At 38.9% G+C, this 17125-nt stretch carries 14 protein-coding genes and 1 pseudogene; 7 read left to right on the top strand and 8 right to left on the bottom strand.

The window, feature by feature from the left end; all coding sequences use genetic code 11:
• A partial coding sequence (locus IW492_RS18720) for an IS3 family transposase (protein WP_202068069.1) occupies positions 1–145 on the top strand: 145 nt, incomplete at its 5' end.
• A gap of 133 nt (positions 146–278) precedes the next feature.
• Here IW492_RS18720 and ltrA read toward each other — a convergent pair.
• Together ltrA and lepA are read right to left on the bottom strand one after the other, a co-directional pair.
• Positions 279–1521, bottom strand: a pseudogene (gene ltrA / locus IW492_RS13000) (group II intron reverse transcriptase/maturase).
• A gap of 716 nt (positions 1522–2237) precedes the next feature.
• Entirely contained in the window at positions 2238–4073 is a 1836-nt protein-coding gene (gene lepA / locus IW492_RS12995) for a translation elongation factor 4 (protein WP_324254773.1), read from the bottom strand.
• 474 nt (positions 4074–4547) lie between these two features.
• On the opposite strand from lepA, the gene IW492_RS12990 reads away from it, so the two are divergent.
• The 6 genes from IW492_RS12990 to IW492_RS12965 all read left to right on the top strand — a co-directional run bounded on the left by IW492_RS12990 (position 4548) and on the right by IW492_RS12965 (position 9306).
• Positions 4548–5768, top strand: coding sequence for a GNAT family N-acetyltransferase (locus tag IW492_RS12990; RefSeq protein ID WP_202068067.1), 1221 nt, complete (start codon positions 4548–4550; stop codon positions 5766–5768).
• Between the two features lie 109 nt (positions 5769–5877).
• Positions 5878–6360, top strand: a complete 483-nt coding sequence (locus tag IW492_RS12985) for a nucleoside 2-deoxyribosyltransferase (protein WP_202068066.1) — start codon at positions 5878–5880, stop codon at positions 6358–6360.
• Between the two features lie 44 nt (positions 6361–6404).
• The gene (locus IW492_RS12980; protein WP_202068065.1) at positions 6405–7085 is read left to right on the top strand and encodes a hypothetical protein; all 681 of its coding nucleotides are present in this window, start codon (positions 6405–6407) and stop codon (positions 7083–7085) included.
• A 75-nt stretch (positions 7086–7160) separates the two neighbouring features.
• Positions 7161–7469 (top strand): hypothetical protein, encoded by a 309-nt coding sequence (locus IW492_RS12975; protein ID WP_202068064.1) that lies wholly within the window; start codon positions 7161–7163, stop codon positions 7467–7469.
• A gap of 229 nt (positions 7470–7698) precedes the next feature.
• Entirely contained in the window at positions 7699–8343 is a 645-nt protein-coding gene (locus IW492_RS12970; protein ID WP_202068063.1) for a hypothetical protein, read from the top strand.
• A 360-nt stretch (positions 8344–8703) separates the two neighbouring features.
• Entirely contained in the window at positions 8704–9306 is a 603-nt protein-coding gene (locus tag IW492_RS12965) for a transposase (RefSeq protein ID WP_236671907.1), read from the top strand.
• A gap of 851 nt (positions 9307–10157) precedes the next feature.
• Here the strand turns inward: IW492_RS12965 and IW492_RS12960 are convergent.
• The 6 genes from IW492_RS12960 to nrdR form a co-directional block, all read right to left on the bottom strand.
• Positions 10158–10433, bottom strand: a complete 276-nt coding sequence (locus tag IW492_RS12960; RefSeq protein WP_202068062.1) for a hypothetical protein — start codon at positions 10431–10433, stop codon at positions 10158–10160.
• Between the two features lie 120 nt (positions 10434–10553).
• Complete coding sequence (gene clpB / locus IW492_RS12955; RefSeq protein WP_202068061.1) at positions 10554–13163, bottom strand: ATP-dependent chaperone ClpB; 2610 nt, start codon at positions 13161–13163, stop codon at positions 10554–10556.
• A 345-nt stretch (positions 13164–13508) separates the two neighbouring features.
• Complete coding sequence (locus IW492_RS12950; protein ID WP_202068060.1) at positions 13509–13991, bottom strand: hypothetical protein; 483 nt, start codon at positions 13989–13991, stop codon at positions 13509–13511.
• Between the two features lie 203 nt (positions 13992–14194).
• Entirely contained in the window at positions 14195–15124 is a 930-nt protein-coding gene (dnaI, locus tag IW492_RS12945) for a primosomal protein DnaI (RefSeq protein WP_202068059.1), read from the bottom strand.
• Positions 15124–16536, bottom strand: a complete 1413-nt coding sequence (locus tag IW492_RS12940) for a replication initiation and membrane attachment family protein (protein WP_202068058.1) — start codon at positions 16534–16536, stop codon at positions 15124–15126. Before IW492_RS12940 ends, dnaI begins: the two co-directional genes overlap by 1 nt.
• A gap of 12 nt (positions 16537–16548) precedes the next feature.
• Positions 16549–17034 (bottom strand): transcriptional regulator NrdR, encoded by a 486-nt coding sequence (gene nrdR, locus IW492_RS12935; RefSeq protein ID WP_202068057.1) that lies wholly within the window; start codon positions 17032–17034, stop codon positions 16549–16551.
• Positions 17035–17125 lie beyond the last annotated feature (91 nt).

The following is a 17125-nucleotide window of genomic DNA, read 5'->3' as shown; positions in this document are numbered from 1 at the left end:
AGAAGAGTTTTTTTCTTCTCTCAAAGAAGTACAACTGGCATACTTTGAGTACATCGAAGGATTCTATAACTCCCAACGCCCTCACGGCACCCTAAATATGCTTACACCAAATGAAATGGAGGATAAATACTTTGATTCTCACTAGGTATTTGCTCTTTTTGTGTCTACTTTATTGACATTTGTTCAGTTTTCAGACAATCGAGTAGAGGGGAAAGTTAGCTAACTTTCCGCCCCTCTCACAACACCGTACGAACGGTTCGCGTATACGGCGTTTCAATTTATATTTCAGTGTGTACTTTTAGATAATGTCCAAGAGCAGACGGTATTCCTCTCTGCTCAAGCCGTTTATTTGAGAGTGCTCGTTGAACAACTTTGGATAACCCAATGTAGCGATACCCTTTTCGACAATAGGTGAGCCCTTTGGCCGCTTCCTCTGGAATCCCCAGTTGAAAGAGTGATCGAATGCGTTTACCATTATTCTTCCACTGTTTCCAGATAATAACACGGAGCCTTGAGCGGAGTTTTTGGTCAATTTCTACCAATTTACCTTTCATCTTCGCGATACGGAAATAATTCACCCAACCTCTTATCACCTGATTCAGTTTGGTGATTCTCTCATCCAACGAAACGCTCCAGTTTCTCTTCGTTAGTTTTCTGAGTTTTCGTTGAAGCTTCTTGATTGAATCCTTATGAGGTCTACTCTGATACTTCTTGGTGTTTGTATCAAAGTAGAAGCCAAATCCAAGGAACTTGGTCCTGTTGGGGCGGGAGATTCTGCTTTTCTCGGCATTCACTTTCAGTCCCAGTTTCTTTTCAATAAAGTGTGTCATTGAGTTCAATACTCGTGTTGCCGCTTTCTCACTCTTAACGAAAATCAAACTGTCATCGGCATAGCGGACAAATCGCAATCCTCTTGCTTCCAGCTCTTTATCCAGTTCATTTAACAGGATATTGCTTAATAATGGACTGAGATTCCCTCCTTGTGGTGTACCCACAGGCGTCTCCACATACTTTCCATCCTCCATCACACCACTTACCAAGTATTTACGTATCAGTGAGATAACGTCCCCGTCCTTCACAGTGTAGGAAATGATTCGCATGAGTTTATCCTGATGAACCGTATCGAAGAAACGTTCCAAGTCGATGTCAACTACCCAGTCATAGCCATCGTTCAGATACTCTATTGCTTGAATAATCGCCATTTCGCAACTACGTTTCGGACGAAATCCATGGACCTAGTATTTGGTTGATTGCCTGTTGGACCACTCTATCTACTACAGTCGGAATACCTAATTGACGCATTTTTCCATTTTCTTTTGGAATTTCTACTCGTAATGTTGGTTGTGGCTTATACTTACGTTGGCGAATTTGAGAACGCAGCTCCTCTTTATGTTCACGAAGATACTCCTTCAATTCCTCCACTGTAATTCCATCTACTCCACTTGCCCCTTTATTACGATAAACACGTTTGTAAGCTTGGTTCATGTTCTGATTACTCAAGATTTGTTCTAAAAGTTCCATACTCGTTTCTTCCTTCCTGTCACGTAGCGAAAGATTATTCTCTTTTGATTATCCTTTGAGATACGCTCATACTTTCCTTATTAACACATTCAGAATTAACTCTTTCACGCATTCGTGGTGTAGAAACATTATAAATTGTTCGGTCCTTCATGGGAAAAAAATTCCATTACTATGACCTCTGCTGACTTCTCACGATAAACCTTTTTCGACCGACTTTCTTATTAGGGTTCTCCTCAGTCGTCCGTGAGACCTCCCAGGGTAAGACGACTAACTTTCCTCTTTTACTCGCCTGATTTACCCGATAAGTTTACGCACATCTTTTGGACTTTGGTTTGTTCAGGAACCTTATCCACTTACCGAGCCTTGGTATCAGGTTTCTGTTCGTCGAGCCAAGAATTTGATACACGCTTCCTTCAGCCACATCCTCACGAATGCCACCTTGTGTTTCTCTAGCGATTGGTCGATGTGTACCCTCGCAGTGGACTTTCACCACCTAGATAGTCGCCATGCCTGGCGCACTGAAAAAAGCACCTCCTTATGAGATGCTTTCATCATACGCTGATGGTTAAAAACCTTCAAGGAAAATATTCCATTTTTGTTAATTTGAGTATCACCGTGACAACCAAATGACAGTTTAAACTTTTTTAAACAGGTAAATCACAGATTTTCCACCACTCGAAAAGGCTAATTTAATAGGCTTTTCAATTTTAAATAAGCTATTTCTTCGGCTCGTCCTCGTCCATTTTCAAAACTGCCATAAAGGCTTCCTGCGGCACTTCGACCGATCCTATTTGTTTCATTCGCTTCTTCCCTTCTTTTTGTTTCTCAAGAAGTTTGCGTTTACGGGAAACATCTCCGCCGTAACACTTAGCCAGTACGTTTTTACGCAGCGCTTTAATGTCAGAACGGGCAACAATTTTCTGTCCGATAGCAGCCTGAATTGGTACTTCGAACTGCTGACGAGGAATCAGTTTCTTCAGCTTCTCAACAATCGCTTTTCCGCGTTCATAGGCAAAGTCTCTGTGTACAATAAAGCTCAGTGCATCGACTTTCTCGGCATTCAACAGAATATCCATTTTCACCAATCGACTTGCACGATAGTCACTCATTTCATAATCAAGGGAGGCATAGCCTTTGGTACTTGATTTCAGCTTGTCAAAGAAATCAAAGACAATTTCTGATAAAGGAATATAATACACCACATTTACGCGGTAATCATCCAGATAATCCATGGTGATGAACTCGCCCCTCTTACGCTGTGACAGCTCCATCACCGCACCAACATATTCATTCGGGACCATGATCTGTGCTTTTACATAAGGTTCTTCAACTGATTCAATGGTCACCGGTTCGGGAAATTCTGCCGGATTATCAACCACAACTTTTGTTCCATCTGTCTTATTTACATGATAAATAACAGACGGAGCAGTTGTAATCAAGTCCAAATTAAATTCTCTTTCCAGGCGTTCCTGAATTACATCCATATGCAGTAAACCTAAGAATCCGCAACGGAAACCAAAGCCCAATGCCTGAGATGTTTCCGGTTCAAACTGTAACGCCGCATCATTCAGCTGCAGTTTTTCCAGTGCTTCTCGTAAGTCATTGTACCGGGATGTATCAATCGGATACAGTCCGCAATAAACCATTGGATTCATTTTTCTGTAGCCGTCCAATGCTTCTTCAGCCGGATTATCTGCTAAAGTCACTGTATCCCCAACTCGTGTATCCTGAACTGTTTTAATGCTGGCAGTAATATAGCCAACATCGCCCACCATTAAGTAATCTCTGGCAATTCCTTTTGGCGAAAAGACACCGACTTCAGTAACATCAAAAGTTTTACCATTACTCATCATCTGAATCTTGTCACCTGGTTTAACTACTCCATCCATCACTCGGACATTCAGTACAACTCCACGATAGCTGTCATAAACGGAATCGAAAATCAATGCTTTCAACGGCGCTTCTACATCTCCATCCGGAGCAGGTACATATTCCACAATCTGTTCAAGAATCTCCTCGATTCCGATTCCTGCTTTCGCACTTGCCAGCACTGCTTCGCTGGCATCAATTCCAATCACATCTTCAATCTCCTGACGAACCCGTTCCGGATCAGCAGCCGGCAAATCAATTTTGTTAATCACCGGTAAAATTTCCAAATCATTATCCAAAGCCAGATAAACATTGGCAAGTGTTTGTGCTTCAATTCCCTGTGCAGCATCAACAACTAAAACTGCTCCTTCACAGGCAGCCAGACTTCTGGAGACTTCATACGTAAAGTCGACATGCCCCGGGGTATCAATTAAATGGAAGATGTACATTTCACCATCTTTAGCTGTATAGTTCAATTCAACTGCATTTAATTTAATCGTAATTCCGCGCTCTCTTTCCAAATCCATAGAATCCAGCAGCTGTGCCTGCATTTCTCTGGACGTCACTGTATTTGTCTTTTCCAGAATTCGGTCAGCCAGCGTTGATTTCCCATGGTCAATATGAGCGATTATCGAAAAATTACGAATTTTCTCCTGTCGTTGTTTCATTTCATTTATATTCATTGTCTTCCTCATTTCTTTTCAATCAGCAGTTATCATTATAACAAGGTTTTTCATAGATTTAAAGAACTTTCACCAAAAGCAGCAGTTATGGAAAATCATTTTTTCAGAAAATTAACGGCTTAAAAAAACAACCGCTAAATCAGCATATAAACACTGTTCTCGAACTATTCACTTTTTAGAATCAGCAATGCCTCACTGTATCCTGAAAAAAAGTAAATTCCCGTTATTCCAGCCTATCGTCTGTATGTTTCATCTTTTTTTGATATACTTAGGGTGTGTCTGAAAACTCAAGCGGTGAATATTTTGATGATTTTTATGGAACTCATCGTCATAAATACTCGCTTATGATCCGCATAAGCTGTGTTTTCTTCCTTGATTTCAACAAAAATCACGGAAAAATTCAAATTCCACTAACTTTTCAGACACGCCCTAGTCTAAATGATTTCTAAATTATTATTTATTGGAGCGAAAATGATGGATCAAAAGGAATTTCGTAAACAGCTGGAATTAAGACCTGTTGGAGAAGAATATCTCAACCAGTTTAACGAGCTGCTCAGCTATGTTTTTCAAGTAACAGAATCTGATTTGGAGGAAAGCGGATTTCATAACAAAAGGGAATTTGTAAAATCTAAGCGTCCTATTCTGGAAGTATCGAAAGTATTTGGCTGGTTTCATGAAAACAAGCTGATTTCCCAACTCTCTATCTATCCCTGCAAAGTGAATATTCACGGAAAAATCTATGAGATGGGCGGAGTTACTGGAGTAGGGACCTATCCGGAATATGCAAATCATGGATTGATGCAGGACTTAATCCATATTGCTTTAAAAACAATGCGGGCAGACAAGCAGTGGATTTCTTATTTATATCCCTACAGTGTTCCCTACTATCGCAGAAAGGGCTGGGAAATTCTCTCAGATAAGCTGTCATTTAAAATCCGTGATACCCAACTGCCAAAAACCGTTGATATTCCTGGTTTAGTTGAACGTGTCTCTGTTAAACATGAAGATATCTTCACTGTTTATAATAAATTTGCCCGTCAGAATCATGGGGCGATGATCCGCAGTGAGTTTAACTGGGAAGAATACTGGCGCTTTGAAAATCAGGAAGAGCACACAGCTGCCATTTACTATGATGAACAACAGCAGCCTCTTGGCGTGCTGTTTTACTGGATTGCAGAAGAAGTGTTCCATGTCAAAGAGATGTTTTATCTGAATCAGGAAGCCAGAAACGGTTTATGGAATTTCATCTCCGCTCATTTCTCCATGGTTTATTGGGTTAAGGGTGATATCTACAAGAATGAACCTCTGGCATTTTTACTGGAAGACAGCCAAATTAAAGAAACGATTGAGCCTTATTTTATGGCGCGTATCGTCGATGTAAAAGAGTTTTTAGCAGCTTATCCTTTTAAAAGCAGTACCGAGCCGTTTCATTTTGTGGTTAAAGATCCAGTTGCTGAATGGAACAATGGGATTTTTGGTTTAAGCTGGGATGACCAAGACACTCTGACTATTTCAGATCAGCCTGTTGGAAAACCAGTGAGGCTTGATATCCAAACCTTGACTTGTCTGTTTATGAATTATCGCAGACCAAACTATCTTTATCAGATTGAACGAATCAACACAGATAAAGCGACATTAAACATATTGGAAAAGCTGCTTCCCGATCAGGAAGCATATTTTAGTGATAATTTTTAGAAACAAAGTACGATAATATTGACTAATTATCTTATCAACAACATTCTGAAAACTGGATACTGCATCAATCAGCTATACCATTCTATTTTACTATTGGAGGAATCAACACATGAATATTTACTTCGCAGGACCGATGTTTGCCAACGCAGACTTACGCTATAATGAACACTTAGTAAAGGAAATTCGAGCATTAGATCAAATGGTTACAGTCTATCTGCCTCAGGAAAATGCAGATATTAATGATAAGGCAGCGTACGCCGACAGTAAAATGATTGCTCTAGCCGATACAGAAAGAGTGCTTGAAAGCAGCTTGTTGGTGGCTGTACTTGACGGTCTGACAATAGATCCCGGCGTAGCCTCTGAAATCGGTGTGGCCTATGCGAAAGGAATCCCAGTCATTGCTCTTTATACCGACACTCGTCAGCAAGGCGCTGACAATCAAAAAAAGCTTGCTGCCTTGCAGGAAACAGCAGAGAACCAGTTCCATTACTTAAATTTATATACGGTTGGACTGGTTAAATTAAACGGCAATATTTATGGGACGGAAAAACAGTTTTTAACTGCTGTGAAAGCATTTATTGACAGCCATTAAAGGGGCAAAATCCTAGCCATGATCAATGCTGGAAGGAGAAAAAAATGAAATTAGAATTTGAAGACAAACAGGAACGCACAGCCTTTTTTGGACTGCTGCTATTTGGAATTTTTACTTTAGTTATGAACTTTGTAAGAATGTTCATTTCAGAACCAACCAGCCTTTATCAATTGTTAACGGTCGAAATGATTGCTGGTATCGGAACGATTTTTATTCCCTTTATTTTTACTAAATTTACCGGATTAATTTTTCCAAAGATTATCCGTCTATATTATTGGTTCTTTCTCTTTATTTCCGTATTTTTAGGAACCGGATTTCAATTTATGCTGATTTTTCCATTATGGGATAAATTTTTACATGCGGTCAGTCCTATTTTATTGGTGGCTGTTGGTTATGCCTTGATTAATCATTATCTTCGCAACAGCGATTATTCTTCCATCAGCCCATGGCTTTTCATTATTATGGGCTTTGCATTTGCAGGTATCTGCGGTGTCTTCTGGGAATTTTGGGAATTTCTTTGCGACAGTCTCGGAAATATGAATTTGCAGCGCTACATGACAGAATCTGGTCAGCTGTATGTAGGCAGAGAAGCTCTGATGGACACTATGGGCGATTTGTTAACTAACACAGCTGGATCTTTGATCTTAACAGTTTACAGTGTCACTCAACGTCATAATCCAAATTATTTCAGAGCTTATGCATTTCGCAAGCTGTCAAAAGATTAAGATTTAAAATAAGGAGGACAGTAAATGGCGGTAATTTATTTAAATAAAAAGAGGCTGTTATGCGGTTAAAAAGTTTTGGACCAATATGAAAAAGGCGATATTTTCAAAAAAAGAGGTTTGCTTTCAACCAATATATCAGCTAATTATAAAGACGGTAAAATCTACAAGAAAATCAGACTTCTTTCAAAAGAAGAAGTTCTTTGTTACTATGACGAGGTTATGACAAAGCTTCTCCATACGACGAGTAATCGCAGGAGCAAGCTTTTTGTGCGACGAGTAACCGCAGGAGCAAATCTCTCCATGCGACGAGTAACCGCAGGAGCAAATCTCTCCATGCGACGAGTAACCGCAGGAGCAAAAGTATTCCCCTCAAGAACCAAGTAGGCATCATGCATCACCTACTCTGATAGGTCAATCGTAGTGATTTATGACACCAAGGCATTTTTGACACATTGCATTTTATTTTAAAAGGTCGGCAGTTAATGACTTTTAACAGTATTTTCAAAGAGTATCGAAAGAAATACGAGGAATAGAAAGAATTTTCTGACAATTCGATTGACATTGGAATTTTGTATTGTTATAATTATAAAAAAATAACTTTAGGAGTGGTTTTTTGAACAAAAAAGTTCTTAAGAGCAAATTAGTTCCAAGTGCTATGTCTTTGGTTTTACTATCTAGTTTTTTGGTGCCTAATACTGTGGCTTTTGCAGAAACTAATGCTACTGGATCAGCTGTAGCTATTGAACAAGTAAATGATTTATCTCTTTTAGATGGAGATGCTAAAGAAATTTATGATGAAGTTGCTGTTCAAAATTATTTAGCTCAAGCTCAAGAAGAAACAGGATTCAATGTGAATCAAATTAATCCAGAAAGTGTAGAAACTGTTGCTGAAGAATTGGGAATTGATACAACCGGTGATGAAATTTCTTTGTCAGATAAACAATTAGTTCAGCTTCTTAAGAGTCAAGGCGCAGATATTAAACAAGTTCCTTCTAAAGCAAGAGCTGCTGGAGTAACGAAAATTGTTAAAAGAGGAAATGGGTCATGGGATATCTATCTTAGTGCTTCGTTTATCAGAGATTATTATTGGTATGCTGCTGCTGCGGCTACAGTGATTGGTTGCTTGGCTCCTGGGATTGGTTGGTCTTTAGCTTTTGCAGTTATTGGGCTTGTAGCGGCTTATGTTGAACGCTCGACGAACCATGGATATGTTGTAGCTATTCGTAATTGGAGATTATCTACAATTTGGAGACAGTAAATGTTTGAGGACAAAAGAATGAAACATTCATACAGCAAGGTATTGCTAGTTGGTTTTTTTGTAGCTCTTGTATTAAGATTTGGCTTGACTCATTTCTTTCCTCAACAAGAATCATTTTTTGTTGTTTTGTCTTATGCTGTATTTTCAGCTCTGTTAATTTATTCGCATGTAAAAAGGGATAGTTATAAGATTAGTTCAAATAAAATGATAATTTTGTTGATTATCATTTCTTGTTTAGTTCTGTTACCTTTGATCTTTAAATTATTTGTTTGAGAGTAAGACACAAGAAAAGAATTAGGAAGTCGAATCAAAAGGTTCGGCTTTTTCTTTTGTTTTTTTACTCATTACCACACTGGAGAGATGGAGTGTGAAGCGACCTTTTGGAAGAAAGCAACAGCCCTCGGCAGAGAGCACCTTTACAGAGTAAGTATTTTAGACGAGTTACTGCCCCAATTTTACAAACAAATTGAGTGTTTAGAAAAACAAATTCAAGAAGTCGAAGAAACAATCAACGACTATCTCACTCCCTATGAAGAGTATGTGGAACGGTTAGAAGAACTCCCGGGAATCAATCGGCGAACAGCCGCAGTTGTGCTCGCAGAAATCGGGATAGATCTGTCTGTCTTTCCAACAGCTGGACATTTGGCTTCGTGGGCAGGAGTGAGTCCGGGGAATAATCAGAGTGCTGGAAAAACCTACAGCAGACGTGTAGGGAAAGGTAATTCTTATCTAAAAAAAGTGTTAGCACAAGGAGCATTGGCCGTTTCCCAAGGGAAACCCAATCGAATACAGGCATTTTTCTTTCGGATAAGAAGGAATACCGGACACAAAAAAGCGGTTGTAGCGACCGTACATTTGATGGTACGAATCATTTATCGGATGTTTTCCGATGCGTCCCGTTATCAAGAACTTGGAGAAAATTATCTACAAAATAGAAAGAACACCTTAACAAACAACTGCTAAAGTGTTCTAGACCAAATTTGACTAACCACACATTAAGCAGCAGGTAGTCTTTTTTTGCATTTTTTGGGTTTTAGTTTTCGTATAAGAAGTGTTCTGTCTCAAGAACCAGGTAGGTATCATGCATCATCTACTCTGACGAGTCAATCGTAGTGATTTATGACAATAAGTCGGAATATACGAAAATAGCTACTCATATTTTCAGTATAGTTCGACTTATTTCCGAAGAGACAACTTCTGCGTCTACGGTTCTCACTTCACTTCGTTTCGATCTCATCAATTTCTAAACAGCAAAGCCACTAAGAATTGAAGGACTTCGTTTCGATCCTCGAAGCATGGAGGGGATTTAATTTTACGCTTCTTACGAATGCTCGAGTCATACAAAGTCTAGAACACCGTTTATTCGGCTTTAGGGGTCTCAGATATACTTCTGTCACAGCCCCCTAAAGCTTTACAATACAAAATATGGATCACAGAGATAACAAAGCTGGTATTGTTATCTTTGTGATCCATGTTTTTTGCTGAAATGATCTCTCAGCAGATCTCTTGTATCTCAAGAATCTATTTCAATTTTATCACGATATCGTTAGAGCTTTTTTCTCTTAATTCACTAGACATATCAAACATATTTTTTGAATGGATTCACTTGCACCTCTTTTCCTTCACCCTTCAATTTTGAAGTGAAATTATCAATAATTGAATCGTCCTTTCTATAGTTACGTTGGAAAGAGGATGCTTCAAAACTAGATGGATAAAATAACAGTAGTTTTCAATCTTGATTATAAAAAAACGTTGAAACCCATAAAAAAACAGATTTCGATACTTTACTTAATATAGTTGATATTTCGTTGATGCTATCTCCTATGTCGATGACTTTCATATTGCTTTACTCTATTATTTGTCTGTTCCATGATCTCTTGTATTTTATGTTTTTCCATCATTAAGCGCTGACCTTCTCTTTCGCCTCTCAAAATCAGCAGCAGTTTAAATATTTTGACACGCCATTTCTTTCTGTTTATCCAACTCGGAGTTCTGTTATAAAGTTCTTTTTTACCCACTAATGACAATTTAATCTGCAGCTCCAGAAAAATAATTGTGCTAATAATGGCAATGATTGATTGTATCACCAAATGCAGCGATGCACTCCTTCATTTTTTCCCATACGGCTTCTCCCCTTCTTATCATATAGAAAAACAGATCAGACGGAAGCTGTTTGCTTCTGTCTGATCTGTCAAAAAATATCCAAAATCCTATTCTTCTGTTTCAATTACTTTATTCTCAAATACCAGATGATCGTTCAATAAGCTGATGGTGACTTTTGTTTTCGGCATCACTTTTCCAGAAACAATTTCTTTCGCCAAAGGTGTTTCCACATTTTTTGTCAGGAAACGTTTCAACGGTCTGGCACCATATGCAGGATCGTAAGCTTGCTGAGCAATCCATTCTTTAGCTTCATCCGAAATAACCAGCATAATTTCCTGATGCTCCAAACGTTTTGACAACTGAGCAGTCAGTTTGGTGATAATACCCTTCACATCAGCAATACTCAATGGTGTAAATAGAATGGTATCATCAATTCTATTCAAAAATTCTGGTTTAAAGTTCCCACGAAGAATACTGCGAACCTGCTCTTCTACATCTTCCGGAATACGACCGTCAGCAGTCACTCCTTCCAGTAAAAGCTGTGAACCGATATTACTGGTCATAATCATAACAGTATTCTTAAAGTCAACCACACGTCCCATGGAATCAGTCAAGCGCCCGTCATCCAGAACCTGTAAAAGGATATTAAAGACATCTGGATGCGCCTTTTCAATTTCATCCAGCAAAACTATTGTATACGGATTTCTTCTTACAGCTTCAGTCAGCTGCCCGCCTTCTTCATAGCCAACATAGCCTGGAGGGGCACCAACTAATCGGGAGACACTGTGTTTTTCCATGTATTCACTCATATCAATTCGTACCATGTGTTCTTCAGAATCAAAAAGATTTTCTGCCAACGCTTTCGCCAGTTCCGTTTTACCAACTCCGGTCGGTCCCAAGAAAAGGAAAGAACCTAAAGGACGATTTGGGTCCTGCAGACCTGCACGAGAGCGAATCACTGCATCACTCACAGCATCTACCGCTTCATTCTGTCCAATCACACGCTTATGAAGAGTTTCATTCAATTTCATCAGCTTTTCCCGTTCGCCTTCAACAAGTTTTGTAACAGGAATTCCTGTTAAGCGTCCGACAACCTGTGCAATTTCATGATCTGTAACAGATTCCTGCACCATCTTTATATTACTGTCGTCGTTCTTTTTCTCCAGATTTTTCAATTCCTTTTCAAGCTCAGGAATTGTTCCATGGCGAAGAACTGCTGCACGCTCCAGATCATAATTATTTTCAGCATCTTCCAGCTCGTGTTTGGCTTTATCGATTTCAGCCCGTTTGTTGCTGACTGCATTTACTTCTTCCTTTTCAGTCTCCCACTGCAGCTTCATGTTGTTAGCTTCTTCTCTAAGCTCTGCCAGTTCTTCTTGAAGATTTGCCAATCGTTTCTTGCTGGCATCATCTGATTCTTTTTTCAGGGCTGCCTCTTCAATTTCCAATTGCATTAATCGCCGGGTCACCTGATCCAGTTCAGTTGGCATAGAATTCATTTCTACACGAATCGTTGCACTAGCCTCATCAACCAAATCGATTGCTTTATCCGGCAAAAAGCGGTCTGTGATATAGCGATCAGATAATGCAGCCGCAGCAACCAAAGCATTATCATGGATATTTACACCATGGTGAATTTCAAATCGCTCTTTCAATCCACGTAAAATACTGATCGTATCCTCCACTGTCGGTTCTTTCACCAAAACTTTTTGGAAACGACGCTCGAGAGCCTTATCCTTTTCCATATACTGACGGTATTCATCCAATGTTGTTGCACCGATCAGATGCAGCTCTCCTCTGGCCAGCATCGGTTTTAACAGATTACCGGCATCCATACTGCCTTCTGTTTTTCCTGCTCCGACAATATTATGAATCTCGTCAATGAATAGAATAATCCGGCCATCACTTTTTTTGACTTCTTTCAATACACCTTTAAGACGCTCTTCAAATTCACCCCGAAATTTTGCTCCGGCAATTAATGCACCCATATCTAAAGAAAAAATCGTTTTGTCTTTTAGGTTCTCCGGTACATCTCTACGCACGATCCGTTGTGCAAGTCCCTCGACAATGGCCGTTTTACCAACTCCGGGCTCACCAATCAAAACTGGATTATTTTTAGTTTTTCTTGACAAGATTCGAATGACATCTCGAATTTCTTCATCACGACCAATAATCGGGTCCATTTTCCCGCTTCTAACCTGCTGAACTAAATCCACTCCATATTTTTCCAGTGCTTTATACTGCTCTTCCTGATTTTGAGAAGTCACTCGTTCACCTGCCCGAATATTTTCTATGTTCGCACGCAATTCCTTCTCCGTAATCCCCTGACTGACTAAATATTTTGTCAATCGGTAATTTTTCAATTTCATCAAAGCCAGAACGACAATTTCTGTTGACAAGTATTCATCCTGAAAAGATTCACGTAGTTTATCTGCTTCATTTAATAAATTGAACAGATTTCGACTCATGCTTTGACCATATTGAACATTTCCTCCCTGAACACTTGGATATTCATCCAGTGCTTTATCAATTTCTCTTTCAAAGGCTTCTATATCAACTCCGGCATCTGTATAAAAATTCCTGCCAAAATGATTTGGCTGTAAAAATATTTTCCATAAATGTGCAATATCAATTTCCTGATGACGTCTTGTTACTGCGATTTTCTGTGCTTCTGCAATTGCTTCCTGTAATGTAGTAGTCATTTTTTCAATATTCATACTGTATTCCCTCCTAAAAAATATAGTTTTCTATAAAAACATTCTTGTACTAATTATGAAACTTCTGTTCACAAAATACAAAGATATCGAATACTCATAACTAAATTATAATTAATTGGTCAACAAAGGTCAAACATTATATTTTTCGTTACAACCACTTTTTATTTTTCACTGCCAATCAATACAGCAGCAGACAATCACTAAAAAAATCCACCTTCAGTATGAACCTATTGTCATTTTTTAGGACAAAAAAGCATTTCTTTCCAAAAAAACAGAACCAGGCAGTTTTTCTGCCGATTCTGATTTATATTTCCCTATTAACTTATTATAATTACCGCAAATTTGTTAATTAACCTTCTCAATAATTTTCACTGCATTTCCTGCTACTTGTGGAGGAATAGACGCGGTCATTGCCGGCATCCCTGTCAGAGTAAACTGAACTTTATCTCCACTCTTTAATTGATCCAGCGTTAAACCTTCTGCCAACTGATCTTCAGAAACATTTAAAATTACACCGTCCGTTTCCATCATAGGCAAAAACACTTCAGGATCGTCGACAGCTTCAATTGAATTCAGTACGAGACGAATTGCCCCATCATGCTCAGCGGCTTCTGCATCTTCACTCAATACACCAGTAAATACAGAAACTAACGAACTCCACTGACTGTCGGAGCTTCCTGACCATGATTGCTCTCCGGTCTGACTCGTTGATTCCTCTTTCGCCACACTGCTCTCACTGCTTTCGTTGGAAGTATTATTGCCTGATCCGCAGGCACCCAATATGAAAATAGATACGGCTGCTAAAAGTATCATTTTAACTTTTTTCATTCCAATCCCTCCAAAAAATATTTATTAAACCACATTTAGTTTAAAAGTTTTTTTTCTCTCTGTAAACTAACAAGGAGCAACATTAGGAAAAATTAATGAATAATAAAAAAACAGAAAGTCTAGAAACAATTATCATAAACTCTCTGTATTATTACATACCATTCATTATTAAATAATGAGATTAAAATTTTATCTCATATAGATCAGCCATTTCTCCGATCCTGTCCGCTCATGCTGATTTCTTTTGCCAGATAGCGGATGCGTTCCATTAACCGTTTCGCCTTCAATGGCTCCTGCTCTCCTCTTTGAGAAATCGTTAAATGCTCTTCCAAAGCTTTCATACTCAGATTTGAAGAAAAGAACGTTACCAGCTGCTCTTGCATTCTATATTGAAGAATAACACTTAGTATATCATCTCTGATCCAGCTGGTCATTGATTCGGCTCCTATATCATCGATCATCAGTACCGGAGCTTTCTTGACCGCATCCAGTTTCTCACCTACCAGATCTTTGGCAATTGCCTGTTTCATCTCTACTGTAAATGTAGGGAAATGAATAATTGTCGTTAAAAATCCGTCTCTAGCTAAATCGTTAGCAACAGCTCCCAGCAGATAGGATTTTCCTACACCAAAAGTTCCCTGTAAATACAGTCCCTTATGAAGATCCTTGGGTTTGGCAATATATGCGTCAATGAATTTCGTTGCTTCACTCAGCGCTTCAAAGCGACCGCTGGATGAGCGGTCAAATTTGCTGAAGGTAGCTTCTCGAATGTCTTTGGGCATCGTCATTGCACTAACTCGTTTACGAACTTCCTCTTCTCTTTGTCGTGTCAGCAAAAGTTCAGTAGGTACATAGGTTACATCAATATAATGGAAATTTAGCGTAAGTTTCGGCTCATAGCCGGGAGCAATCATTGACGGATCATTTAAATCGAATTTCTTTTTTTCCTGAACGAATTCATACAGCTTGGAATAGCTTTTCTGGATATCTTCGTCTGTCAGCCGATCCCGGTGCTCCGAAATAAACTGCTTCACATCCGGATTATCCAATACGGTATTTACCAGTTCGGTAAAGCGGTCGTTCAAGTCTCTCCTGCGAATAATCTTTGACATTTCTTTACCTACATCTTCCATTATCTTTCACCTCGTCTCCTCAAAAACTCTTCCATTTCTTTATCCAGTTTTTCTTGTTCTTCTTTTGACAGCTTTTCTTCCGGAACAGGATTTGCCACCCAATCCGGCAGTGCTTCTTTCCGGATTACTGGTTGTTTTCTGTTTGATGAATAGCCTTTATTATTTCGTCTCTTAAGATTTTCTTCCTGTTTGGTTTTCAAATAGCTCATTGCTTTTTCAGGGGAAAATATTTCTTTCTTTGCCCAGTCATTCGCAATGGTATATACATACTCTGCCTTCAAAGTAGCCTGCTTTTGAATAATTAAAACATACGAAATCAAAATATTAATTACACTGTTCGGCAAGCCTGAACGTTTGACCAAGTACTCAATAATATAGCGTTCCTGTGCGATTTCAAAGCCTCCGGTCTGCTGTTTAATCGCCGCAAGATAGGTCATTGGAGGGATTGCTTCACTATCAAGAATCGTACGAATATCTTCGTCAGAAAAGCCATCTTTCTTCAATGAATTAAATCGATAAGAACGCTGCTCCTCTTCTGTAAGATTTGCTCGTTCATTTCTTTTAACCTGGACAGCCTTTTGCGGTTTGCTGTCACTATAATGACGTGTAATTGCTCTTTTTAATGCTGCTCTGTCAATTCCGTTTGTCTGATAATCAAATGTTTCTTTAATGAATTCAAGCATTTCCAGCTCATCAATGCCATAAAGACTATTAAATAAATAAATCTCTTCTTTCAAATCCCTATTGTCATTTGATATCTTCAACCCAAAGCGTTCAACCTGCGAGATAAAGAAGGACCAGTCAAACCTTGCTTCATCAATAACAGACTGTGTTCTGACAGGTACCGGATCTTTAAAAGCCTGCTTTAAATTTTCAAGAAGAGCTCCTTCGGCTATCAATTGTTCTTCCTTAAATGAATAGACATCCTGATAGCCACAGGAAATATTTTCATAGCCGGCAAGATTCATAAACTCCGGTTGAAAACGTTCAAACAGCTGATCAAATTTCTTTTGCCCCACACGATTCAGCAAGGTTAATGCCAGTACCTCATCCTTAAAAAATGCTTCAACCGCCTCCGGATGATTTAGTCGAAAAACATATACCCAATCCAATTCTGCATCCTCTTTAACGAATGTATCCAGCAGTCCAATCCCTTCAAGCTTTGCTCTTGCTTCTTCCAATTGTGTGGTACTCAGATCCAGCAGAAGATTTAGTTCTCTGTGAAAAAGAGAATCGCTGAGACCTGATTGCTTTACTTCTCCTAACAGAGTCAGGAACAAACTAAAGGCATTAGCTCCTACAATCGGCTGATAGAGAAAAATCAGGATATCTTTTTCCAAATCTGAAAAGGGATGGTTAACCAATACTTTAAAAATATTTTTTGGCTGGATTTCTTTCCTGTTATTTGTCACGGAAAGACCTCCTTATTCGTTCTCCGTATCATCTTTATCTAAGTGCGCCTTATCGACAATCTCCTGCAATTCCTTAAGAAATACACTCATATCCTTAAATTGACGATAAACACTGGCAAAACGAATATAGGCAATCTCATCTAAATTGACCAAATCCTCCATTACATATTCACCAATCAGATTAGTTGAAACTTCATTTTCACCAAGCTCCCGTACCCGATTTTCAACATTATCCACAATTTTTACCATTTGTTCCATGGCTACCGGCCGCTTTTCAGCTGACCGAATCAGCCCTCTCAATATTTTCTCTCTATTAAATTCTTCACGATCACCATTTTTCTTAATAACAAGTAAGGGCGCCGCTTCTATTCTTTCAAAGGTCGTAAAACGATTTTGGCAGTTTTCACATTCTCTTCTTCTTCGAATTGCTCTTCCATCATCTGCCTGACGACTGTCAATCACTCTTGAGTTATTATGGTGGCATCTTGGACAACGCACAATGATCACCTCAATTTCATTATTTAGTAGTTATATTATAACATGAAATACATCATATACCAGTTATTGACAAGCTTTTCTCAACGGCTTG

Origin of the sequence: Enterococcus sp. BWB1-3, assembly GCF_016745275.1 — a bacterium.
Lineage (GTDB): Bacteria > Bacillota > Bacilli > Lactobacillales > Enterococcaceae > Enterococcus_L.
Note: the sequence above shows the minus strand (reverse complement) of the source record. Positions and strands in the feature narration are given on the sequence as shown.